Source organism: Rhizobium viscosum, assembly GCF_014873945.1.
Lineage (GTDB): Bacteria > Pseudomonadota > Alphaproteobacteria > Rhizobiales > Rhizobiaceae > Rhizobium > Rhizobium viscosum.
The window spans coordinates 752,857-776,771 of sequence record NZ_JADBEC010000002.1; the positions used below are offsets into that span (position 1 = coordinate 752,857).

Consider the following 23,915-nt stretch of genomic DNA (forward strand, 5'->3'; position numbering starts at 1 on the left):
TGCTGGCTTTAAGTTGCATAAAGGCAGTGTCGTCCCGCGCGATCTGGGCGCGGTCGATCGCTCATCATACGGCAAATGACCACCATGCACCGTCCGTACGACGCAGCGTTTCCCAGAGTTTCGCGATAATAAGCGCTGTTTAACCAACTGCCGCAAACGCGGGCGGTGATGATCGGCGCTATCTCGAATACCGACTGGCTCGACGGGGTGCGTGAAGATCTACATTCGGGGTTTTGTCTGCGCCGGGAACGGAAGCAACAGCGTGGCCAAAAGCTCGCCCTATGCGACCAGCATCCCCGGCATATCCGCGGTTAGCGATGTTCGTTCTCAGTCCGCGAAGCGCGTTGCGTCGAAGTGCTCGCGAGGGATCGGTGGTGGCGCGCTCGATCCACGGCTGACTTGTGAGCAATCCTGTGACCGGCGCAACAATGGATCAATCGGTTGCCGTTTCAGAGATCTACGGCAAATCACTACGTCAAAGGCGCCTGAAATTCTGAAGCTCCGTCAGGAGGTTACGCGCCCGTCGCAAGTCGGGAATATCAAAGCCGTCAAGGAATTGGCGATAGACCGGCTCGAGCACATCCTTGGCGTCGTCGATCGCCATCTGGTCTCTCAAGAGGATGGCAAGATCTGTTGCACAACGGATGCGCCACGCCCATGCTCCATTTTCCTCCGCCACGATCGAAGCTCGCCGCAAGGTGGAAAGCGCTTCCTCGTCACGACCGACCGATCGTTCCCTGACAGCCCGAAGACGCAGCAACTCAGGCACCATCGAGCGCTGCGGTCCTATCTCGAACAAATAGTCGAGAATCCGCATGCCTTCATCCATGTGCCCGTGCGCGTAGAGGGCCCTTATCAAAAGCGCATAGTAAACATGACGTCCGATCTGCCTAAGGCCCGTGCGGAGCTCATCATACGCCGACATTACTCCGTCCGGGTCCTTTCGAACGCCGGAAAGCGCATCAAGCGCTTCAATGTAGCAGTTTGCGACTGGAATCCATGTTGGCATGCCGTGACGGTAGATCGTGTCCTTCAGCAGCGCGGAGTAGTGTTTGGCTTGAGCCCATTCCTGACATTCGCTCAGAACAAAAAGTACTCCATGGACGTAAGAGTAGATAAGCGTCCATCCATGGTGAGCTTCCAACGCCTCACGCGCGACGATTTGGGCGCCGCTGAGGCCCGTTCCGGGTCTGCGGGAGCCAAGCCACGTGAGAGCACTCATTGCTGTTTCCGATCTGATCCTGGGATCAAGATCAAAGCGCGAAACGGACCCCTCAGAAGCGTTCATCAGCTGTTGACGCAGCTTCTCCGTCCTGGCTATCGCGGGTGGATATTGGCAGTGGATGATGTCCAGCTCCGTAAGAAGAAATTCATGCTCCCATTGCGCCGGGCGATTGTTCGAGCGCATTGCGACGCGCCCCAACTCTCTGAGAAGCTTTTGGACTTCGGTCTGGTTGCCGGGCAGGAGCCGATATCTCGCCAGGGCGCCCAAGGCCTGGCACTCGGCACTGGTATCCTCGATCTCACGCGATAGCTGGATTGCGGTCTCAAAGGTCCTGATGGCCTTCTCCGCATCGGCCGATATGTAGCTGCTTACGGCCGCCAGCCCTACTATCAGCTTAAGCTTCAAGCTTCTATCATCGCAGCCGACGCGGTCGAACTCGGCAAGCGCGTGCTCGCAGTTCCTGCGGGCCTCTTCGCTCGACGACAACTCATGCCATAGAGGTATGCCAGATGCGACCAGTTGCATACCAAGCAGCGGATCACCGCGAAGAAAAAGCGCCCACCCGATGGCCCTGCGCAAATCGTCCGCGTGGCTGGCATAGGCAGCGTGCCACTGCCGCGCCGGAAGCCTTGCCCTATCGACATTTGCACGAGCGAAGATGCCCAGCATAAGGCGAGCGTGAGCCTCCGACACAGCTGACAGTTCCCCCGAGGCTTCCAGCAGATTGCCTGCGAATGCACGGGTACTGTCGAGAAGGCGGTATCGCATCCCGCCTGCTATCTGTTCGACACTTAGCATCGACTTGGCGCGCAGCCCGGCGACCGCATCAAAAACAATCGTTGGATCGAGATCATGATGGACAACGACGCTGACGACCGCATCCATGTCGAACGTACCCATGAAGATCGAGATGGCACGCAAAACGGCTGCCTCGCTCTTCGTCAGGAGTGCATAGCTCCACTCCAACGTCGCGAGCAGGGTCTGTTGACGAAGCGGTCCCTCCTCACCCCGTCCGACCAGTGCGGTGAAACGTTCGCCAAGTTCTTCGAGGACATCTGGAGCACTTCGGACCGTCAGCCGGGACGAAATGAGTTCGATGGCAAGAGGCGATCCATCGAGCCGTCTACATATCTCCGCGACAGCCGAGGCATCTCCATCCTCAACCGTGTATTTCCCCTTCTCGGACGCCCGTTCGACGAGAAGTTGGGGTGCGGAATAGAGAACGACCTGTTCGGCAGTGTAGGTGCGGCCCGGCGGCGGAATTTCCAGAGGAGCAAGCCAGAAGACCTCTTCTCGCTTTGCGCGGAGAGCCTGGCGGCTTGTCGCGACTATCCGGACGTCCCTGGTATTGGCAAGGATGACATCACATAGATGCGCAGCGGCGTTGAGCACATGCTCGCACGTGTCCAGCAAAAGCAAGGCTTTGCTTCGAGCGAGGATCGATGAGATTGCCTCCAGGCGATCCTGGCTACCTGAGCTGATACCGAGCGCAGCGGCAACCGACGGGATGACGAATTCCTCGCCGGCCGCGCGCGCAAGATCGATGAAAGTGACGAGACCTCCCTCCTCGTCTTCAAGCAGCTGCACAGTGGCCACTGCCACTGTCGTCTTTCCGATGCCCCCTGGTCCGACGATCGTCGTCAGGCGGTTGGCGGCAATACTGCCTCGCAATTCGGCGATTTCGGCATCCCGCCCGATAACCGTGCCCAATTCGGGAAACCGTGTATTTGCCACAACGGGCAGATCAGCGATGCTTGGCATGTCTCCGCCAACCGCTTGATCGCTTAACCAATAGCCGCGGCCTATCAGTGTCCTGATATAATCCTCTACGGGGGAATATTCCCTTAGCGCCCGCCGGAGCGAAGCAATTGTCACTTTCAGATTGGCTTCATGGACAAAGATACCGGGCCACGCAGCGTTGTATAACTCTTCCTTATGTACCAACTCGCCCTTCTTTCGGGCCAGCGTCACGAGCATCTCCATTGCCCGACCGCCGAGCTGAACCTCTTCGGCACCGCAAAATAATCGGCGGTGTTTCCCGTGAAGGCGAAAGGGACCAAATGTGACCACATCATCCGGTTCCGTCGATACCATATGTTCCTCTTCGCGCGCTCGGGGTCTGCTCCGCGCAAGAATGGTATCGAGGGCCTTATCGCGCGCGGGCGGACACGGTAATTTCCAGGTCATCACGAGTGGCCAACGGGCACAGAGTGCCTGTTATCGATGGTGCATTGGACAAATCTACCCCATTCAACTCATGTTAACACGCGGTGTCCATCGCTGGCCGATAAAATCTCGTCAAAGCGTGTGGAATCTCGGCTCGTCAGCACCAAGTTTCGGTGGCGGCAAACGAGCCCACTCCATTATTTACCGGATTTTACCCCTCCCTGGAGCGGGCTTCTGTAAGATGAGAATTGGATACATGCGGATTGCACCGCCCTAAAGAGGGCAAAACCATTGAGGGGAACCGAAATGGGATCTCACGGTAAAAACGGTCACTTCGGCTTCGGGCCGTATCGCCTGAATCCGGCTGCGAGGGTTCTCCTGCGAGGCGACGATCTGCTTGCCATAGGCAGCCGCGCCTTCGATATCCTTGTCGCTCTCGTGCAAAATCACGGACAGGTCCTCTCCCACGGCGAAATTATGGCGTTCGCATGGCCCGGTCTCAATGTCGAAGCCTCCAACATAAGGGTGCAAATGACACATCTGAGGCGCGAAATTGGCTGTGGCGAAAACGGCAATCGCTACATCGCCAGTGTGGCTGGCCGCGGCTACAGCTTCGTCGCGCCGGTCATATGGGAAGAGGCATCCGACCCTGATCAGGCCTGGCCTGCCAACTTGAGCGATGATCAGAGCTCCGACAATGGATCGGACGCCGCAACGGCGACTTCCTTGCCGCCTCGTTTGAGCCACCCTATCGGCCGGGACGGAAGCGTTTCCAAACTTTCACAGATGGTGGCGAAGCGCCGCTTCGTGAGTATCGTGGGAACGGGAGGGGTCGGCAAGACGACTCTCGCGATTTTGGTGGCGCACGTTCTCCCCGTATTTGAAGCCGTGTATTTTGTCGACCTCGGCACCATTGACGATGAAAAAGCAGTTGTGGGATCGGTAGCCGCGGCACTCGGTATTCCCTTTTCGGCAGGCGACGGCATCGGTCACATTATCAGTCAGTTGCCGCCGCGACGTACACTCGTGATCCTTGATAATTGCGAGCATGTTATCGACGCAGTGGCCGATACGGTGCATTCCCTGCTCAGGCGGACCGCGAATATGCATATTCTCACCACGAGCCGGGAAGCGTTCCGCCTGCCAGGCGAGGCCATCTACCTTCTCCGACCGCTTGCTGTACCTCCGCACACAGAACATTTGAGTGCTGCTCAGGCGCTACTTTGGCCGGCAATACAGCTTTTCGCGGAACGTGCGGTCGATGGCGGCTATCTCGAGCCGTGGGGCGACGAGGAGGCAACAACAATAGCGGCCATTTGCAGGAGATTGGACGGCAATCCGCTGGCGATCGAACTTGTGGCAAGCCGCATGGGATCCTACGGTCTCGATCGGGTCGCGGAGCTGTTGGACAACCAGCTCGCTTTACGATGGAGAGGCAGCCGGTACGCCAATCCCCGCCACCAGACCGCGGAAGCAACGATGGATTGGAGTTACGCTCGTCTGTCAGAACTGGATCAACACGTATTCAGGCGACTATCAGTGTTCCCAAGCGAGTTTTCGCTCGATGCTGCCCTTACAATGTTCGACGACGATGGCTTCGAGCAAGCGGAGATCGTCAAGTCGATTGGCAATCTTATCGACAAGTCCCTCCTTTCACTCCACTCGGGAACAGGACCTGCCCACCTCAAGCTATCGGGCATCGCTAAAACCTACGCAGAGTTCAAGCTCCGTGCCTCCGGCGAGCGCGCCCGCGTCGAACAGCGCCAGTCACTGTACCATGTTCAAGCGCACCAACAATGCTGTGCGAGCATGGTTGTTTCTTCGGATGCCGGACAGGTGATGCAGCTTCGGGCTTCCTAGGCCGTCCTTGCAGTTCCGGAGTTCAAGGCGGTGACGGGCTGACCCGACGGGATGGCGACGAAGGGTCTGGGAAAGCTCGGACAGCGGGGTCGTCTGCACGCGACTTACCGCGGCGAAATCGCAGGATTTAACCACAATTAATAAGCGTCTGAGGTCCGCTTGGTGGATTATTCCCGATGTCGCCATCGAGCGCAAATGACCGGAGAACGTCGCATGTCCCGAAACCTTGGACTTATTCTCGGCGCCCTGGTGGCGTTCGCAAGCATATCTCCCGCCGCGGTCGCGGCGGATCTCAAAGCCAAGACCGTCGTCCTTGTTCACGGCGCTTTCGCCGACGGATCGTCCTGGCAGAAGGTCATCCCTCTCCTGGAAAGGGCCGGATTGAAAGTTGTCGCCGTCCAGAATCCACTGGAGTCCCTGGAGAGCGACGTGGCCTTCACCAAGCGCGCGATCCGCGATGCCGAAGAACCCATCGTGCTCGTCGGTCATTCGTGGGGCGGCGTGGTTGTCACGGAGGCGGGTAATGACCCGAAGGTGAAATCGCTGGTCTACGTGGCCGCCTACGCGCCTGATGCCGGTCAATCGCTGGTCGACGCCGCCTCCAAATACCCCGACCAGGAAAGCCGAAAGACATTCCTCAAGGATGAGGATGGTTATCTCAAGATAAGCGATGAGGGGATTTCCAAGTACTTCGCGGCTGGCCTGTCTCCGGAGGAGCAGAGGGTCGTTGCCGTCGTGCAGGGACGGTTCCATGTGCGCGCCACCACCGCACCCGTCAGCCATGCCGCCTGGCGTGACAAACCCTCTTTCATGGTTGTGGCAACGGAGGATCAGATCATTGCTCCCCAGATGCAAAGGGACCAGGTGAAATCTGCGAAAGCCGAGATGATCGAAGTGCCGTCCGGTCACGTCGCCATGCTGTCCCATCCCAAAGAAGTTGCCGAACTCATTGTGGAGGCGGCCCGATAGGCTCGTTGAGCGAGACAACCGAAATATGGATCGAGAAAGGTGCGCAGGTGCTGCTCCGTCTTCGTTGTAACCCCACGCCTTTCGAAGTGAAGCGGACGCTTACTGAATGCAACACAAGCCGACCGGTACAGACATCGCTGAAGGCTTTTGCCGCCGTGACCATCCGCCGGATGCACCGATTTGACCCCATCAAATGAGGAGGAATCCATGAGCAAAGGTAAGGTACTTGTCGTCGGTTCGAATGCCACCCGGATTGAAATTCAAGGTGGCGGGACCGGCCCAACCGGCCAATATCTCAACGAGACCGTCGTGCCAGCCATGGCTCTTGTCGAAGCGGGCTACGACGTCGTGCTGGCGACCCCCGACGGCACCAAGCCACATATTGATCCGGTATCGGACGTGGCGCAGCATTTTGGCGATGATGAAGCCGCCCTGCAGCGCGGGCGCGCCTTTTTCAATGACAATCCTGGAATGAAGAACGCCCGGACGTTGAGATCGGTGATCGACGAGGGGCTCGACAGCTATGCGGGTATCTTCGTTCCCGGAGGCCAGGCGCCAGTCGTCGACCTTATGCAGGACGCCGATCTCGGCGAGATCCTGCGCCATTTCCACGCGCGCCGGAAGCCCACCGCCTTTCTCTGCCACGGTCCGATCGCCGCTCTCGCCGCGCTGCCGCAGACAAAGGAATACCGGGCTGCATTGATTTCCGGCGACCTCGCCAAAGCGTCCGAACTGGCGAAGGGCTGGCAATATGCGGGCTACAAGATGACAGTGTTTTCCGCCAGTGAGGAGAAGCCGATTGAAGAACATATCCTCCACGGCAAGCTCTATTTCAACATGCCGGATGCATTGCACCGGGCAGGCGGCGAGGTGACCACAACCCCGGTCGACTTCTCTCCTCATGTGATCGAGGACCGCGAGTTGATCACAGGCCAGAACCCGCGATCGGATCATCCCCTTGCAGCGAAACTGGTCGAGGCCCTCAACCGGGTAACGGTTTCAGCATGAAGTAACGGGGGCGGCATGGTGAGCGCGAGCGCACCTTCCATGCCGTCATCCCACACTCGCGACGTCTTGTCTTGTTCGCCCGGGCGAGCTGCCCTAGCACATTCCATGGGAGCCTCGGTATGACCCAATCGCCGACCAAGATCACTGCCATCCTGACCGCTCACCTCGGCAAGGCGGCCGAGTTGCGAGCACTGCTTGTTGGCATGGCGCCGCTATGCAGAGCCGAACCCGGCAATCTGCGCTGGGACGTCTGGCGCGACCGGACACATGGCGAGCGCTACGTGCTCGACGAACTGTATCTGGACGCCGCCGCTGCCGAGGCGCATCGCCAGACGGCGCACTATCAGGCCTATCTGGCCAAGATCCCCGAACTCGCCGAGCGGACGGCTTGGGTACTGGAAGCGGTGGAGATCGGATAGCGGGTAGAGATGCAACAGGGCGCTTGCAGTTACCTTAAGACGCCGTCGCTACCGTCCTTCGGCTCAGGATACCAATCACCAAGGTCCCACAAAGCGCGGCAACAGCCGCAAAGCCGAACACCCCTGCCAGCCCTTGCGCCTCGACGATGAGGCCACCAATTGCCGCCCCGCTCGAAATGGCGACCTGGAAAGTGGTCAACATCAACGCACCGGCGCTTTCCGCTTCATCGGATGCTGCCTGCGTGACGAAGCTCTGAACGCTCACTGGCAGAGCGCCGAAGGCAAAACCCCACAGCGCGGTCGCAACAAACGCAACGCTTGGAAGACTGCCGGCAAGCGCTAACACCAATGTTGTCGCAGCGATCCCGGTAGCCGCGATGACGATGGACAGTGCCGTGTTGCGCTCGGAAACAAAACCGCCGAACAGGTTGCCAAGAAAACCGCCGATCCCGAAAGCCAGCAGGACCGCAGATATCCCCTCGACCCCAAAATGTGGCACGGTTTCGAGAAACGGCCGAATGAAGGTGAAACCGGCGAAATGACCGGCGACCACCAGCAAGACGGTCAGAAGGCCCAGTCTGATTGCCGGGCGGCGCAGCACGGTGGCCATCGTGCCCAATCCTGCAGCGCCGGCCGACGGCATAGCAGGCAGAGTGAGGAGCTGGGTAATGAAGGCAAGGCCGCCGACCGCAGCCGCGATGACGAATGCAGAACGCCAGCCATAGGCTTCTCCGACCCAGGCACCGACAGGTGCAGCGCAAACCGTTGCAACGGATACGCCGGTCATGATGATCGCCATCGCCCGTGGCATCAGCCGCTCGGGAACAAGCCGCATGGCCAGCGCCAGCGACATCGCCCAGAAGCCGCCGAGCGCGATCCCCAGCAACCCGCGAGCAACGAGAAGCGTCACAAGCCCATCGGCGAATGCCGCCAGGAGACTGGAAATGATGAGCAAGGCCGTCAATGCGAGCAGGGTGAGACGACGGTCGAATCGGCTGGTGCCAATGACAATTGCGGGGCCTGCGATCGCGCCGATGACGGCGGTCATCGTGACCGACTGGCCGGCAGCACCAATACTGACATGGAGATCTTCTGAAATCGGCGTGAGCAGGCTGGCCGGAAGAAACTCGGCCGTCACCAGACCGAAGACGCCGAGCGAGAGCGACACCACGCCTGCCCAGGCCGGATCGGCCTCCTTGTTGTTCGTATGGAAGCCGTTGGCTTCGGGTTGGATGTTCATATGCCATCTCCAAAGATTGTCCCGACAAGGCTAGACGGCTCGCGCTGGTGTTTCTATGCTAGAAAATCTACAAGACATGACCATTCGTCCAAATAACGAGGGCACGATGAGTGATGCACTGACGGAAATGATGCGGGGGCTTCGTCTGGATGGCGTCGACTATGGCCGTTGCCAGCCGTCTGCCCCATGGGCAACCGCGTTTCCGACCAAGGATGAAGCGCAGTTTCATTTTCTGGCGGCCGGAGAGGCATTTGTGCAGACGCCGGACGGGGAATGGATGGAAATGCATCCGGGCGATGCGGTCCTGCTGCCACGGGGCGATGCCCATGTCCTTGCAAGCGCGCCCGGTGTAATACCGACACCCGTCGAATGCTTGCCGCGCAAGGCAGTCTGCGATGGGATCGTCGATCTGCAATGCACTTGCGCGGATCGTAAGAACCTGCTGTTCTTCGCGGTCATGCGTTTCAATGTCGACAAGCGGCATCCCTTGTTGCAACTGATGCCCAATGTGATGCGGACAAGCGATCTTGCAGCCAGTGAACCCTCCATCCCCGCCCTGCTCGATGCGATGATGCGCGAGGTCGACATGAACCGCGTCGGCGCTGGCGGTATCCTGGCCCGGCTTGCCGATGTTCTGACCGCGACGATTATCCGCGCCTGGGTGGAGCACGGCTGCGGCGACGCCTCTGGATGGTTGACAGCCGTTCGCAATCCCGAGGTCGGGCGGGTCCTGGCGGCGATCCATCTCGACCCTTCCCATGACTGGACGGTTGAAGAACTCGCTCGCGAGATGGGTGCTTCCCGCTCTGGTTTCGCGGAGCGCTTTGCCAGGGCCGTTGGCGAAACACCCGCTCGCTACGTCGCTCGCATGCGCATGCACCAGGCGCATCAGTGGCTGCGCGAAGGCCAACGTGTGGCCGCGATTGCCGAACGCCTCGGCTATGAGTCGGAGGCATCGTTCAGCCGGGCGTTCAAACGCATCATCGGCGCCCCGCCCATGGCTTTCCGAGGGCGAGCGCAGGATGCTCGCGCCTCCGCAACACAGTGATCTGTGAGCCACACACCGCTCGATGCCGATTTTTGCGACAGCCGCCTGACGACTTGGGGCGACTAACAAACTCGTCGATCACAATGGAGATCGCATGGAGACGATAGAAACTGACCGACTTGTGCTGAGAAATTTCCAAGGGGGAGATGCTGCCGATCTGTTCGCGTACTTACACAGGCCACGGGCAAGCTGTTTCTTCTCACTGACGCTTGAGACCATGGAAGCAGCAGCGGTCGAGGTAAGAAAACGAGGCAAAAGCGACGATCACATCGCCGTATGCTTGAAGGAAACGAACAAGCTCATTGGCGACGTGTTCGCCATCCCCGAAGAGGATACGTTCTCTGTCGGCTGGAATTTTAACGCGGACTTTAGCGGAGCGGGATTCGCCTCAGAGGCCGCGTACGCATTATTTGCTTATCTCTTCAACGTTAAGGGAGCTCGCCGTCTTTACGCATACGTCGAAGACCATAACGCGGCCTCGCAGCGTCTATGTGAACGTCTGGGAATGCGCCAGGAGGGATTATTCAAGGAATTTGTGTCGTTCCATAAGAACGAAGTTGGCGATCCTATCTTCGAGAATACGATGCAGTACGCGATCTTGCGAAAAGAGTGGCACTCATGCGATTGACCAGGGATGTGCCTGGGAGCCGAACGCCCTGTCTACGCCTTTCGGCTGAAAACTCGCAAAGCGCCTTCCTTCCGCCGATGATAATGCTAGAGTTTCCGTTAGTGATCCGGCTAACATCAACAGAGCGGTGAATGAAGGCTTTGCCTACAAAGGTCGCGGCGACGGTGATCGTACTGTTCGCACGCGCGGTCACGGCGGTCCGCGCCGTGTGGCCCGAGGATGGGCTGCCTTCCCGACCCTGCGTTTATTATGCCAACCACTCCAGCCATGGCGATTTCGTTCTGGTCTGGACGGTATTGCCGCCAAGACTGCGCCATCGGGCCCGTCCGGTCGCAGGGGCCGAATACTGGCTGAAGTCCTGGCTCAATCGCTTCATCGGCAGAGATGTCTTCAATGCGGTGCTGATCGCAAGGGATCGGGACAAGCGGACGGAAGATCCTGTCACGCAGATGGCCTCGGCCATCGATGCAGGTTCGTCCCTCATTCTCTTCCCGGAGGGCACACGAAACCAGTCCGATGCGCGGCTCCTCCCGTTCAAAAGCGGCATTTTCCATCTGGCAGTGGCGCGCCCTGACGTCGATCTCGTGCCGGTCTGGATCAGCAATCTGAACCGCGTCATGCCAAAGGGCGAGATCGTTCCGATACCGCTGATCTGCACAGTTTCCTTCGGCAGTGCTTTGCAGATCGCGCCGGGCGAAGACAAGGATGTTTTTCTCGAACGGATGCAGGCCGCGCTCCTGGCACTGTCTCCGAACATTGCAGGCGGTGGGGAATGAGTGGTGCGAATTCCGATCTTATGACGCTCGTAGCTGGGATCTTCGGCGTGCTCATCATTGCGTCAGTCATCGGTTACATATTGCAGCAGCGCCTCTCGCCGAACGGTTCGAATGCGGCTGTCGAAAATCTCAACGCGCGGATAAAGGCGTGGTGGGTCATGGTCATCCTGATCGGCATTGCTTTCATAGCAGGCCGCATCGGTGTCCTGATCTTGTTTGGCTTTTGCTCATTTGCAGCGCTTCGCGAATTCGTAACCCTCATCAATACAAGAAGGGCCGATCACTGGGCGCTTGCGGCAGCCTTCTTCGTCGTCGTTCCGATCCAGTATTTTCTGCTCTGGGCTGAACAATACGGCATCTTTTCGATCTTCATTCCGGTCTATGCCTTCCTGCTGATGCCGATCATCTCGGTACTCCGAGGCGATACGGAGCGTTTTCTCGTCCGCATCGCCGAAGTACAGTGGGCTCTGATGATCTGCGTCTTCTGCGCTTCCCATGTGCCGGCTCTGCTGACGCTGAAGATACCGGGATACGAGGGCCGCAATGTGCTGCTGATCGCCTTCCTGGTGATCGTCGTCCAGCTGAGCGATGTCCTGCAATATGTCTGGGGCAAATTGTTCGGTCGCACAAAGATTGCGCCAAGACTTTCGCCGTCGAAAACGGTCGAGGGCTTTGTCGGCGGCGTCATCAGCGCGACGCTGATTGGAACGGGCCTCTGGTGGATTACACCATTCGCACCGCTTCAGGCCGGTCTTCTCGCCTTGGTCATCACGCTGATGGGCTTCTTCGGTGGCCTGGTGATGTCGGCGATCAAACGCGACCGCGGTGTCAAGGATTGGGGCAATCTCATCGAAGGCCACGGCGGATTGATCGACAGGCTGGATTCCGTCGTCTTCTCGGCACCCATCTTCTTCCATCTTACCCGCTACTGGTGGTCGCTCTGATGCCCGTCGTGCTGCAGCGTCTTCTGCGCAGTGGAGTGGTGCATGTCCTGTTTGCCTTTCTGGCGATGGGCAGCTGGGCCGTCTTCGCCAATCGCGCTCACGCCATGCCGGCGCCGCTTTATGCCGGTCTCGTGCAGGGGACGATTTCCGCCGCCCTGACGCTTTTCCTGAAATCGGTGATCGACTGGCTTTCCATGCGCTTCAGCGGTTCAACACGATTTTGGGCGCCGCCGCTGATTGCCTGCCTTGGCTCGGCCAGCATTCTCGTGGCGATCCATGCTGCGAGCGGTACACCGGAGATATTCCGGACCATCGCGCTGCCGCTGCTGGTGTCAACGACTTATGCAGCGATCTACAATTATTCGATCTCCGCAAGACGAGGTTTCGACACATGATGGAGACAGGAGACAGGAGACCTCTGGCGAGCCGCAATACCCGCTGGGCGGGCGCAATTGCCCGATGGATGGCCGCGCGGGCCATCACGCCGAACCAGATCTCGCAAGCCAGCATACTGGCGGCAGCAATCGCCGGCGGCACTTTCTATCTAGCGGGTCAGACAACGGGTTTGCCACGTGCCGGCTACCTGCTGCTGGCCGTTCTATTCTGCCAGGCGCGCCTTCTTTGTAATTTGTTCGACGGCATGGTCGCCGTCGAAGGTGGAAAGGGAGAGGCTGACGGTCCGTTCTGGAACGAGTTCCCGGATCGCATCGCCGACCTGATGATATTCGCCGGCGTCGGTTATGGCATCGACATGCCGGGACTCGGCTGGGCGGCCGGTGCCTTCGCCGTGTTGACAGCCTATGTCCGGGAACTCGGCCGCGCCACCGGCAATCCCAGCGATTTCTCCGGCCCGATGGCCAAGCAGCACCGGATGGCGACGATCACGGCGGCGGGATTGGCATCCCTTCTCGAGCCGTTATGGAGCGGGCAGAACCAGATCCTGACGATCGGTCTCTGCGTAATAGCGGTGGGAGCAGCCCTCACAACGATCCGTCGCTCGAAGACATTGGTAATGCGCCTCAAGCGTCGCTGACGAGGTGACCATAGGGTCGACGTCAGATCCCTGCGGGGAGGAATTGGACGAGGGGTCACATCCTCATGTGTGGTGAAACCGGCCTGTGACGCCTTGCGGGACACTCGGCAAGATCGTCACGCTCTCCAGACCGCAGAAATATACAAACTACTTCGTAGCAACCTTAAGTAGGGAATCGGCCTTGCGCGTTTGTTTCAGGCAGTTCCTCTGATTATCCATGAGTATTGCCTGTTTAAGTTATACTGAATTTATTATTAACCATCTTCCTTCATCTTGTTTTCTGCGAGTGTCGCCGCCGAAAACAAAGAAGAAGTGAACCCAACGGCACTCCGGATTTCGCTCATTTTTCGCAGCCTTGCGAGCTCTACATCGCGGGGGTCGCTACATCTGGAGGACTGCAATGAATTTTCGATTTCGTATCGGAACTCGTCTGTATGCGGGTTTTGGTTTTCTGCTTCTGTTGATGATCGGACTGACACTCTTTTCGGTCTCGAAGATGAATGACGTCAACTATGATCTGATGCAGATCAACGAGGTGAACAGCGTCAAGCAACGCTTCGCCATCAACTTCCGCGGCAGCGTTCACGATCGTTCGATTGCGATCCGCGATGTCGTGTTGCGCGAAGACCCGGCTGGGCGCCAGGCGGCAATCGATCTGATCGCCAAGCTTGCGACGACTTATGCGGAAAACGAGCAGAAGATGAACGCCATGATCTCGGTGCCGGGCGCGGCCACCGAGCCCGAAAAGGCGATCGTTGCGGAAATCGCCGATATCCAGGCGAAGACCAATCCGGTTGTCGCTGATATCATTGCCCGCCAAATGGCCAACGATGGCGTTCAGGCCAAGAAGATCCTGCTCGATCAGGCGGCGCCGCTCTTCGTCAGCTGGCTCAAGGCCATCAACAAATTCATCGACTATCAGGAAAACTTGAACAAGTCGGTCGGTGGTAACGTCAGCAGCGTCGTCGCAGGCTTCCAGACGCTGGCGCTCGGTTCGCTGGGTTGCGCGGTGCTTCTTGCCGTTACGGCCGCATTCCTGGCGACCCGGTCGATTACCTTGCCTATGGCGAAGCTCCAGCTTGCCCTCATACGCATGGCTGAAGGCAATACCGAGAGCACCGGCAATCTCGAAGCACGCAGCGACGAAGTTGGCGATCTGGCCAAGGCTGTCGGTGCGGTGCGTGACGCGGTAACCGCAGAGGCAGAGGCGCGTGCCGAAGCCGATGCCCGACGTGCCGCCAGTGAGAATGCGCAGCTCGAGGCAACAGCGGCAGAGCGCGAGGCACTGTCGTCGCAAACCAACGATGCAGTGCGTCAGCTTGGGCATGCTCTCGAAGAGATGGCGGCCGGCAATCTCGACATCCGTCTCGACAGGCCTTTTGCGGCGTCGCTGGACATGCTGCGCGTCAACTTCAACAATTCCGTCCAACAGCTTCAGATAGCCTTGCAAACCATCAGCGAAAACGCGCTTTCAATTGATGCGGGCGCCCGAGAAATCAGCGATGGTTCCAACGATCTTGCGCGGCGGACAGAGCAGCAGGCGGCATCGATCGAACAGACCGCTGCGGCACTTGACGAAATCTCGACGACTGTCCAGGACTCCACTCGTCGCGCCGAAGAGGCCGGCAGCCTTGTTGCCAGAACACGGGCTAACGCCGAGCGATCGGGCGAAGTCGTCAGGCGCGCCGTCTCAGCGATGAGCCAAATCGAAGGTTCTTCCAACGAGATCAACAACATCATCAGCGTTATCGACGATATCGCCTTCCAGACCAACTTGCTTGCGCTGAATGCCGGTGTTGAAGCTGCCCGTGCAGGAGAGGCCGGCAAGGGTTTTGCGGTTGTCGCGCAAGAAGTTCGCGAGTTGGCGCAGCGCTCCGCCAACGCAGCCAAGGAGATCAAGCAGTTGATCAGCAATTCCGGCGATCAAGTGCGCTCTGGCGTCACGCTCGTCGGCGAAACAGGAACGGCTCTGAGCGAGATCGTCAGCGAGGTGCAGGAGATCAACCGGCATGTCAGTTCGATTGTCGAGGCCGCGAAGGAACAGTCGACCGCATTGAAAGAAATCAATGCGGCTGTGAATTCGCTCGATCAGTCGACGCAGAAGAATGCGGCAATGGTGGAAGAGACATCCGCCGCCAGCCACAAGCTTGCCGATGAAGCCAGCTCACTCACAGGCCAATTGTCCAAGTTCCGCTTCCAAGGCTCCGGCGGACAGGTGGTCTCCCATAGAACGCCGCAGCGCAACGCGCCGGTCGCAATTGTTCGCAAGGTGGCATCCGCCTTTGGCGGTGGCGCGGCAGCCGAAGAATGGCGGGAGTTTTAAGATAGAGGCTGCCACCGCCCAGAGACACAGATTCGCCCAGGAATTCACCAAGGGCGTCGTCAACAAGGTCGACGCCAATGCGAAGAAGGTCGCCATCAAGCATGAGGACCTGAAGAGCCTTGATATGCCAGCGATGACGACGGTCTTCCGCAAACGGTCGGCGCGCCCAACCGCCATTGCATTGCAACGGCGGTTGAAGATTGATTATCGCAGAGTCCGACCGGGGTGCAGCCTGTCGAGACAGGGCCCGATGCTACGCTCAGACGGGTGAGCTATATGCTCAAGCACAAATATTTAATCTCGACGTAGTCATCGAGACCATATTTCGAGCCTTCGCGGCCCTGGCCCGATTGCTTGATACCGCCAAACGGAGCGACCTCTGTCGTAATGAGCCCTGTATTGATACCAACCATGCCGTACTCCAGTGCTTCTGCCACGCGAAAAACTCTCGATAGGTCTTTCGCATAGAAGTAGGAGCCCAGGCCGTACTCGGTGTTGTTGGCCATGGCGATCACCTCCTCTTCTGTGTCGAAACGAAAGAGCGGTGCGATCGGGCCGAATGTTTCCTCCCGCGCGATCTTCATATTGGACTTCACGCCCGTAAGAATCGTCGGCTGGAAAAACAAGCCACCGAGCGCATCGCGCTTTCCTCCGACCGGAACAGACGCACCTTTGTCCAGCGCATCCGCAATATGCTCTTCCACCTTCACCATCGCCTTCTCAGCGATGAGAGGACCGGTATTGACCCCCGGCTCGAAACCATCGCCGACCTTCATGGCGGAAACTTTTGCCGCAAGCTTTTCGGCGAAAGCGTCGTAGACACTCGACTGCACATAAAGCCGGTTTGCACAGATGCAGGTCTGGCCGTTGTTGCGATATTTCGAGACCATGGCGCCCTCAACCGCCGCATCCAGATCAGCATCGTCGAAAACGATGAAGGGCGCATTGCCACCGAGTTCCATTCCCAGTTTCAAGACCTTGTCCGCGCCTTGACGCATCAGTATCTTCCCGACGCCGGTTGAGCCGGTGAAGGTCAGCTTCCGCACCTTGTCGTTCTCGGTGAACTCCTTGCCGATAGCCGAGGCATCTTGCGACGTTACGACGTTCAGGACGCCAGCCGGCAATCCCGCACGCTCGGCAAGCAAGGCTAGCGAAAGAGCCGATAGCGGCGTTTCGGCAGCCGGCTTCGAGACCACGGCGCAACCTGCCGCGATTGCTGGCGCAAGCTTACGAGCCAGCATGGCGTTCGGAAAGTTCCACGGCGTAATGGCCGCAACGACACCGACTGGCTGCTTGATGACAATGAGGCGCTTGTCCTGCTGGTGTGCGGGAATGGTGTCGCCATAGACGCGCTTGGCTTCCTCGCCGAACCACTCGACATAGGCGGCTCCGGAAAGTATCTCGCCTTTCGCCTCAGCGATAGGCTTGCCCATTTCCATGGTGAGGATCGCAGCAAGGTCGTCGGCATTGGCGACCAAAAGGTCATGCAGTTTGCGCAGCACCGCGGCCCGCTCCTTGCCGGTCCTCTTCGCCCATTGCTTCTGGGCCAGATAGGCAGCGTCTATGGCGCGCGCTGCCTCGGCGCGGTTCATGTCCGGTAACGTGGCGATCACGTCACCAGTCGAGGGATTGGTGACTTCGAATGTCTTTCCATGGTCGCTCGCACCGACCCAGATACCGCCGATGAGCGCCCTGTCAGTGACAAGCGATGGATCCTTCAGTTTTGACAGGATTTTTTCAGAAATGGTCATGGATCAGGCCTCCGCAGCGCATTGCCGCATTGTCGTTTCGAGAATGCCGAGTGCCTCGTTGAAAACTCCGTCCTCGATGGTGATCGGCGCGAGAAAACGGATGACATTGCCGTAGATCCCGCAGGTCAGCAGGATCAGGCCTTTCTCCAGAGCCTTCTCGCGCACCCGGTTGGCGAAATCCGGATTGGGCTCTGTCGAGCCGGGGATGTTGAACTCAACGGCGTTCATGAAACCAGGGCCACGAATGTCAGCGATCTGCGGCACGGCGTCGGTGAGCGACTGCAGGCTTTGCTTCAATCGGTTACCCAGTTGGGTTGCGCGCTCCGTCAATCCTTCTTCTTCGATCACATCCAGCACGGCATTGCCGGCAGCAACACCGATCGGGTTGCCTCCGTAGGTCCCGCCAAGACCACCCGGCCCCGGCGCATCCATGATCTCGGCACGACCCGTGACCGCAGCGATCGGAAATCCTCCACCAAGCCCCTTGGCCATCGTGGTGATATCAGCAACCACACCGAAATGCTCCATCGCAAAAAGCTTGCCCGTACGGGCAAAACCGGTCTGGACCTCGTCGGCGATCAGCAGGATGCCATGCTTGTCGGCGATCTCGCGCAGTCTTTGCATGAAGGCGCGCGGCACCTCATAAAAGCCGCCCTCCCCTTGAACCGGCTCGACGATAAAGGCCGCAACGCGACCGGGATCCACATCCGCTTTGAACAGCTTGTCCAGGACCGCAAGCGAAGCCTCCATCGTCTGGCCATGCAGTTCGACGGGGAATGGCACGTGAAAGACATCGGGCATCATTGCGCCAAACCCGGCTTTATAGGGAACGACCTTGCCGGTCAGTGTCATGCCCATGAAGGTGCGGCCATGGAATGCGCCGCTGAAGGCGATTACCGCGGAACGATTGGTTGCCGCGCGGGCAATCTTGACGGCGTTTTCCACCGCCTCGGCGCCGGTGGTGACAAAAATTGTCTTCTTCTTGAAATTACCGGGAACGGCGTCATTAAGGCGCTCCGCCAGGCGCACGTAATTTTCGTAGGGTACGACCTGATGGCAGGTATGAGTGAACTTATCGAGCTGCTCCTTTACGGCAGCTATTACCTTCGGATGGCGATGACCGGTATTCACGACAGCGATGCCAGCCGCGAAGTCGATGTATCGGCGGCCTTCTACATCCCAGATTTCGGCATTTCGGGCATTGTCTGCATAGACCTGGGTGGTGACGCCGACCCCACGCGAAATCGCGTCGGCTCTGCGAGCGGCTATAGCCGAATTCGACATTGTTGTTCCTCCAATTGACAGGGGATGGGTGGCGGGCGCTTTTCCTCGTCGCCCGAAACATTTTTCTGCACGGCAACGGCTGCTGACGCCGCTGCATCAGGCTCTTTCAAGCAGCAAGAGCCCGGGGGCTATCAATATCCAAGCGCACAACCGTCCTTGCGGTGATCGGATGCTCCGAGCACGGTGCCGTTGTCCCAATCGATCCAGATCGCCTGGGCGCCGCCTATTGCCCAATTGGGCGGCTGCACACCGAAACCGCGTTCCCTAAAGACCTCGCCGACTTTCAGGCGAAGGCTCTCTTCCATCTCCACCTTTGCGGTTCCCGGTAGGGGAAACAGGCGCGGCAGTTCGATCGCTGCCTGCATGTCCATACCGTAGTCGAACAGCTTCGACAGAAACTGAGCGTGGCCCATGGCCTGGTAGTGTCCTCCCATGACGCCGAAGGACAGGAAGGTCTTGCCGTCTCTCGTCACCATGCCCGGGATGATCGTGTGCATCGGCCTCTTGCGGGGACCGATCGCGTTCGGATGCCCCTCCTCCAGAACGAAGCTTTGGCCGCGATTGTGGAAAAGCACGCCCGACTTCGGAGTCATCAGGCCACTGCCATAGGAATGAAAGATCGAGTTGATAAAGCTTACGCAATTGCGATCCTTATCGACGACCGAAATATAGACCGTGTCGGCATGCGCGACCCCGCTGATCGTCGTTTTGGCGTCGACAGGCCGCCCGAGGTCGATCTTCGAGGCGAGGTCGTCGGCAAGCGCATCCGACAGCAGGAAGTCGGTCGGCACGCCCGATGACCAAGGATCGGCAAGCCACCTGTCACGAGCCGCATAGGCAAGCCGCGTCGCTTCGACTTCTCTGATGAGGTTATCGGCGCCCAGCGGATCTCCCGCGGGTTTGTGCCGCTCCAGAATTTTAAGGATCATCAACGCAATGAGGCCCTGTCCGTTCGGCGGGCATTCGTGCACGGTCCAGCCGCGATAATCCGCGCTGATCGGCGTGACATATTCACCCGCGGCCTCGGCGAAATCCTGTTTCGTGTGGAGGCCTCCCTTTGCAGTGAGGTAGGAGACCATTTCCTCGGCAACTGCGCCGCGGTAGAAGGCGTCGCGGCCCTCCCGGCCGATCGCTTCGAGCGTGTCGGCAAGTTCCGGCTGATACTGCACGGATCCGACCGGCGGCGTGTCGTCGGCAGCAAGAAATGTACGGCGCGTCGAAGGCTCCCGTATAAGCATGGCCTTCTGATGCGAAATGTCCGACGCAACGCGTGGCGTGATGCCGTATCCGTCCCGCGCAAGCGCGATCGCCTGCGAAAGAATGTCGGACATCGGCATGCGGCCGTGGTCGGCAACAAGGCGTGTCCAGGCATCGACGGCGCCCGGAATGGTGACGGCGTGCGGGGAAGAACGATCGATCGCCGTAATGCCTTCTTGCCTGTACCACGACAGGTCGGCCGCCGCCGGCGTGCGGCCGGAACCGTTGAAGGCAATCATCCTGTCGCCCCCGTTTGCCGCCAGCAGAGCAAAGCAATCGCCCCCGATACCCGTCGATCCGGCTTCGACTACGCATTGAACGGCGCAGGCCGCTACCGCCGCGTCGATTGCCGCACCTCCTGCCTTGAGGATTTCAATCGCCGCCAGCGTCGCTAAAGGGTGAGAGGTGGCAGCCATACCGTTGCGCCCGACGGCGAGTGAACGTCCAGGATGTTCGAAGTTCCGCATATTGTCCCCCGTCAGATGAGATTGCTGGTCTTTGCCCAGTCATATGTTTCATCGAGCGCTTTGGTCGAGCGATCGAACATCTCGTCAATTTCCGGCTCGGTCATGATGAGCGGCGGGCAGAAGGAGAAGTTGTCGCCAAGCGCGCGGGTGATGACGCCGTGCGCCTGGGCACGCTTGCCGGCATGGATCGCAACGCCATCGCCGGGTTTGAAAGCTTCCTTGGTGGCCTTGTTGCGAACAAGTTCCAGCGTGCCGATCATGCCGCGGCCACGCACGTCGCCGACCAGAGGGTGTTCCCGAAGCGCATTCAGTCGTCGTTGAAACAAGGGCACGACAGACCGGACATGACCCAATATGTCTCGCTCTTCGTAAATCTTCAGCGTTTCCAGAGCGACGGCGGTCGCAACCGGATGGCCGCTATAGGTGAAGCCATGTCCGAAGGTGCCGATCTTCTGGCTTTCGGCGACAACCGCCTCATGCAGCTTGGCATTGATCATAAGAGCCGAGATCGGCTGATAGGCTGCCGACAACTGCTTGGCCATGGTGATGATATCGGGCTTCATACCGAAGCTCTCGGAACCGAACATGGTTCCCAGCCGGCCAAAGCCGCAGATCACCTCGTCGGCGATCAGCAGGATGTCGTAGCGGGCAAGGATGGCCTGAATCTTTTCGTAATAGGTCGGCGGCGGAACTATGCAGCCGCCCGACGCCATCAGGGGTTCGGCGAAAAAGGCGCCGATCGTTTCGGGACCTTCCTCCAGGATGAGCCGCTCAAGCGAGGCGGCGCAACGGGAGGCGAATTCCTCCTCCGTTTCCCCTTCGTGACCGTATCGATAGAATTCAGGGCAATCGGTGTGCAGGATCCGGTCGATCGGCAGGTCGAAGTCCCGGTGATTGTTGGGAAGACCCGTCAGGCTTGCGGACGCGATCGTGACGCCATGATAGGCCCTGTTCCGCGAGATAATCTTCTTCTTCTCCGGCTTGCCGATCGCATTGTGATAATACCACACCAGCTTCATCGCGGTGTCGTTGGCTTCCGAACCCGAATTGGCGAAAAACACTTTCGACATGGGCACAGGCGAGAGCTTGATCAGGCGCTCGGCCAGTTCGATCGCCGTCTCATGCGACTTGCCCCCGAAGCTGTGATAGAAGGGCAATTCCTTCATCTGCCGATAAGCTGCCTCGACAAGGCGCGGCTCGCTGAAACCGAGGGACGCACAAAACAAACCACCCAGCGCCTCGATATACCTGTTGCCATCATTATCGATGACATAGACACCCTCCCCTTTGGCGATGACCATCGGGCCATTCTCCAGGTGCTGCGAGGCATTCGTGTATGGATGAAGCACAAAGGCAGTATCGCGTGCTTCAAGTGAATTCAGCAGAGCCGTCACGTCGATTTCTCCATCGATCGTTCAAAGCGCAGACGCGCATTCGGTCGACCCGGCAATCTCCTGCCGGGCCGGTGTCGTGGTCACTGTGTACCGGGGGCTAGTTGACGCTCGCCTTGATCCACTTCTGGGCAAGCTTGTCGATCGTGCCATCGGCCTTTGCAGCGTCGATCGCCGTGTCGAACATCGTCTTCAACGCCGTGTCGTCCTTTCGCAAACCGACACCGATGCCTTGGCCAAAGACGCCACCGGTGAATGTCGGGCCGGCGAGCATGTAGTCCTTGAAATCAGCCTTCCCGAGCGTCGCGATCAAAGCCGTCTTCTGGGCCATGACGGCGTCGATACGTCCGGCCTGAAGGTCGAGATCGTGCTGTTCGGTCGTCTTGTACTCGCGTGTCGTCACGGTATCCTTCAGATACTTGTCGAGGAATGCGACGTTTGCGGTCGACACCTGGGCTCCGACGCTGGTGCCCTTGATGGCTTCACGCACCGGCTTCAAGGCGGCATCGACAGCAGCGGCATCGCCGTTCAGGTCGACGGTCGTGCCCGTTCCCGGCAGCTTCGCCAGCGGACCGTCCTTCTGCACCATGAATGTCGCAGCCGTAGACGCATACGGCTTGCTGAAGGAGATCACATCAAGACGCTTCGGCGTGATGATCATCGATGCCATGATCGCATCGAATTTCTTCGCATTGAGCGAAGGGATCAATCCGTCCCAGTCCTGGGCGACGATCGTGCATTTGACCTTCATTCGGGCGCAAAGGTCGTTGGCGAGATCGATCTCGAGGCCTGCCAGCTTGCCGTCGGGGCCTGTGAAGTTCCACGGCTCATACGCCCCTTCCGTCGCGATGGTGATCTCTTTGGGCGCCGACTGCGCATGGGCGCCAGTTGCCGCAAGCAGCATTGCGGCTGCGATGATTTTCATTTTTTTCATTGTCATTCCCCTTTGTTTGGCCTCGCACAGACGCTCGGCGGTTGAATTTTCAAATGTCGTTCAGACCCTTCCCCTTGAGGTTTTGCGGATCCTGAAAGCCTCGGCCGCCAGGCAGAGCAGCTCGAACAGGACTTGCGCGGCAATTTGCGCAGTATTCGTCGAGGGATCGTATTGCGGCGCGATCTCCACCACATCGCCGCCGATGATATCGAGGCCCTTGAGGCCGCGAAGAATTCCGAGCGCCTGTGCCGACGTCAGACCGCCCACCTCCGGTGTTCCGGTCCCCGGAGCAAAGGCCGGGTCGAGCGAATCGACATCGAAACTGACATAGGTCGGACCGTCGCCGACAATTTCGCGCGCCTTGGCGATCACGGCCTTCAGGCCCATTTCATCCACTTCTTCGGCATGGATGACCGTCATTCCCGAAGCGAAGGAAAATTCCCAAAGATACTCGGAATTACCGCGAATGCCGATCTGAATCGTGTGCCGGGGATCAAGAACGCCATCCAGAACGGCTTGCCGGAACGGGCCACCGTGGTGGAACTTGCAGCCTTCGAACGAGCCGCCCGTATCGCAATGGGCGTCGATATGGATCATGCCGACAGGCCTGTCGCGCCCGATGGCGCGCAAGATCGGCAACCCCATCGAATGATCGCCCCCGACCGAAAGCGGCACCACTCCGGCATCGACGATCGAGGATATGAAACGCTCGATATCCTGATGTGACGAGGCGAGATCGAAGCGACTTCGGAACGGCACATCGCCGACGTCTGCAACGCGCACATGAGCGGTCGGCACGGCCTTTAACACATGTTCGTAGGGGCCGACCCGTTCGACGTTGCGAACTGCCCTGGGGCCGAACCGCGCACCCGGGCGGTTGGTCACGCCGAGGTCCATCGGGACACCCAGAAGCGCTACGTCCAGACCTTCGAACGTCGGCGCCAGGTCGGGACGATAGGGCGCGCGCAGCAGCGAGGACAACCCGCAATAGGGCGCCTGCCGGCTGTCGCCTTCACCAAAGACGAGCTTGGCTACCTGAGCGAACTCCGGATCGAAGACCTCTCCGCCGGACGCGCCGGCGAAGCGGGCGCGAAGCGCATCTAACTCTAGAATTTGCGTCATTTATCCCTCCCGGTATCGGGCGTCCAACACTCGAAAGAGCACCTTGTTTTTCTTCCAGTCGAAACCGGAA

20 protein-coding genes are annotated in these 23,915 nt (G+C 59.0%); 12 read left to right on the forward strand and 8 right to left on the reverse strand.

The annotated features are described in order from the left end of the window. Positions 1-475: 475 nt before the first annotated feature. Positions 476-3,319, reverse strand: coding sequence for an ATP-binding protein (locus tag H4W29_RS24320; protein ID WP_192731415.1), 2,844 nt, complete (start codon positions 3,317-3,319; stop codon positions 476-478). A gap of 378 nt (positions 3,320-3,697) precedes the next feature. On the opposite strand from H4W29_RS24320, the gene H4W29_RS24325 reads away from it, so the two are divergent. The 4 genes from H4W29_RS24325 (at position 3,698) to H4W29_RS24340 (ending at position 7,647) form a co-directional block, all read left to right on the forward strand. Further along, entirely contained in the window at positions 3,698-5,251 is a 1,554-nt protein-coding gene (locus H4W29_RS24325; protein ID WP_192731416.1) for an ATP-binding protein, read from the forward strand. A 213-nt stretch (positions 5,252-5,464) separates the two neighbouring features. After that, entirely contained in the window at positions 5,465-6,220 is a 756-nt protein-coding gene (locus H4W29_RS24330; protein ID WP_192731417.1) for an alpha/beta fold hydrolase, read from the forward strand. A gap of 207 nt (positions 6,221-6,427) precedes the next feature. Continuing rightward, positions 6,428-7,228: a type 1 glutamine amidotransferase domain-containing protein gene (locus tag H4W29_RS24335; RefSeq protein WP_192731418.1), complete on the forward strand. Its 801-nt coding sequence runs from the start codon at positions 6,428-6,430 to the stop codon at positions 7,226-7,228. Between the two features lie 119 nt (positions 7,229-7,347). Further along, on the forward strand, positions 7,348-7,647 hold the full coding sequence (locus H4W29_RS24340; RefSeq protein ID WP_192731419.1) for a putative quinol monooxygenase: 300 nt from the start codon (positions 7,348-7,350) through the stop codon (positions 7,645-7,647). Between the two features lie 34 nt (positions 7,648-7,681). On the opposite strand, the gene H4W29_RS24345 is transcribed toward H4W29_RS24340, so the two are convergent. Beyond that, on the reverse strand, positions 7,682-8,887 hold the full coding sequence (locus H4W29_RS24345; RefSeq protein ID WP_192731420.1) for an MFS transporter: 1,206 nt from the start codon (positions 8,885-8,887) through the stop codon (positions 7,682-7,684). Positions 8,888-8,993: 106 nt separating this feature from the next. Between H4W29_RS24345 and H4W29_RS24350 the strand changes: the two genes are divergently transcribed. The 8 genes from H4W29_RS24350 to H4W29_RS34835 all read left to right on the forward strand — a co-directional run bounded on the left by H4W29_RS24350 (position 8,994) and on the right by H4W29_RS34835 (position 15,910). Then, positions 8,994-9,935 carry an AraC family transcriptional regulator gene (locus H4W29_RS24350; RefSeq protein ID WP_192731421.1) on the forward strand — a complete coding sequence of 314 codons (942 nt, stop codon included), beginning with the start codon at positions 8,994-8,996 and terminating at the stop codon, positions 9,933-9,935. Between the two features lie 94 nt (positions 9,936-10,029). After that, a complete protein-coding gene (locus H4W29_RS24355; protein ID WP_192731422.1) occupies positions 10,030-10,563 on the forward strand; it encodes a GNAT family N-acetyltransferase in 534 nt (177 codons plus the stop codon). 131 nt (positions 10,564-10,694) lie between these two features. Then, the gene (locus H4W29_RS24360) at positions 10,695-11,339 is read left to right on the forward strand and encodes a lysophospholipid acyltransferase family protein (protein WP_192731423.1); all 645 of its coding nucleotides are present in this window, start codon (positions 10,695-10,697) and stop codon (positions 11,337-11,339) included. Next, positions 11,336-12,283 (forward strand): phosphatidate cytidylyltransferase, encoded by a 948-nt coding sequence (locus H4W29_RS24365; protein ID WP_192731424.1) that lies wholly within the window; start codon positions 11,336-11,338, stop codon positions 12,281-12,283. Before H4W29_RS24360 ends, H4W29_RS24365 begins: the two co-directional genes overlap by 4 nt. Then, positions 12,283-12,678 carry a hypothetical protein gene (locus H4W29_RS24370; protein ID WP_192731425.1) on the forward strand — a complete coding sequence of 132 codons (396 nt, stop codon included), beginning with the start codon at positions 12,283-12,285 and terminating at the stop codon, positions 12,676-12,678. The genes H4W29_RS24365 and H4W29_RS24370 overlap by 1 nt, the downstream gene beginning before the upstream one ends. Beyond that, entirely contained in the window at positions 12,675-13,316 is a 642-nt protein-coding gene (locus H4W29_RS24375) for a CDP-alcohol phosphatidyltransferase family protein (protein WP_192731426.1), read from the forward strand. The genes H4W29_RS24370 and H4W29_RS24375 overlap by 4 nt, the downstream gene beginning before the upstream one ends. A gap of 400 nt (positions 13,317-13,716) precedes the next feature. Then, entirely contained in the window at positions 13,717-15,639 is a 1,923-nt protein-coding gene (locus H4W29_RS24380) for a methyl-accepting chemotaxis protein (protein ID WP_192731427.1), read from the forward strand. 1 nt (position 15,640) lies between these two features. Then, positions 15,641-15,910 carry a copper-binding protein gene (locus H4W29_RS34835; protein WP_376776605.1) on the forward strand — a complete coding sequence of 90 codons (270 nt, stop codon included), beginning with the start codon at positions 15,641-15,643 and terminating at the stop codon, positions 15,908-15,910. 1 nt (position 15,911) lies between these two features. On the opposite strand, the gene H4W29_RS24390 is transcribed toward H4W29_RS34835, so the two are convergent. The 6 genes from H4W29_RS24390 to speB all read right to left on the reverse strand — a co-directional run bounded on the left by H4W29_RS24390 (position 15,912) and on the right by speB (position 23,845). Beyond that, positions 15,912-17,390, reverse strand: a complete 1,479-nt coding sequence (locus tag H4W29_RS24390) for an NAD-dependent succinate-semialdehyde dehydrogenase (protein ID WP_192731428.1) — start codon at positions 17,388-17,390, stop codon at positions 15,912-15,914. 3 nt (positions 17,391-17,393) lie between these two features. Beyond that, positions 17,394-18,674 (reverse strand): 4-aminobutyrate--2-oxoglutarate transaminase, encoded by a 1,281-nt coding sequence (locus H4W29_RS24395; RefSeq protein ID WP_192731429.1) that lies wholly within the window; start codon positions 18,672-18,674, stop codon positions 17,394-17,396. A gap of 131 nt (positions 18,675-18,805) precedes the next feature. Beyond that, complete coding sequence (locus tag H4W29_RS24400) at positions 18,806-20,398, reverse strand: gamma-glutamyltransferase family protein (RefSeq protein WP_192731430.1); 1,593 nt, start codon at positions 20,396-20,398, stop codon at positions 18,806-18,808. Between the two features lie 11 nt (positions 20,399-20,409). Then, positions 20,410-21,792: an aspartate aminotransferase family protein gene (locus tag H4W29_RS24405; protein WP_192731431.1), complete on the reverse strand. Its 1,383-nt coding sequence runs from the start codon at positions 21,790-21,792 to the stop codon at positions 20,410-20,412. Positions 21,793-21,889: 97 nt separating this feature from the next. Next, complete coding sequence (locus H4W29_RS24410; RefSeq protein WP_376776606.1) at positions 21,890-22,714, reverse strand: lysine/arginine/ornithine ABC transporter substrate-binding protein; 825 nt, start codon at positions 22,712-22,714, stop codon at positions 21,890-21,892. A gap of 69 nt (positions 22,715-22,783) precedes the next feature. After that, positions 22,784-23,845, reverse strand: coding sequence for an agmatinase (speB, locus tag H4W29_RS24415; protein WP_192731433.1), 1,062 nt, complete (start codon positions 23,843-23,845; stop codon positions 22,784-22,786). Positions 23,846-23,915 lie beyond the last annotated feature (70 nt).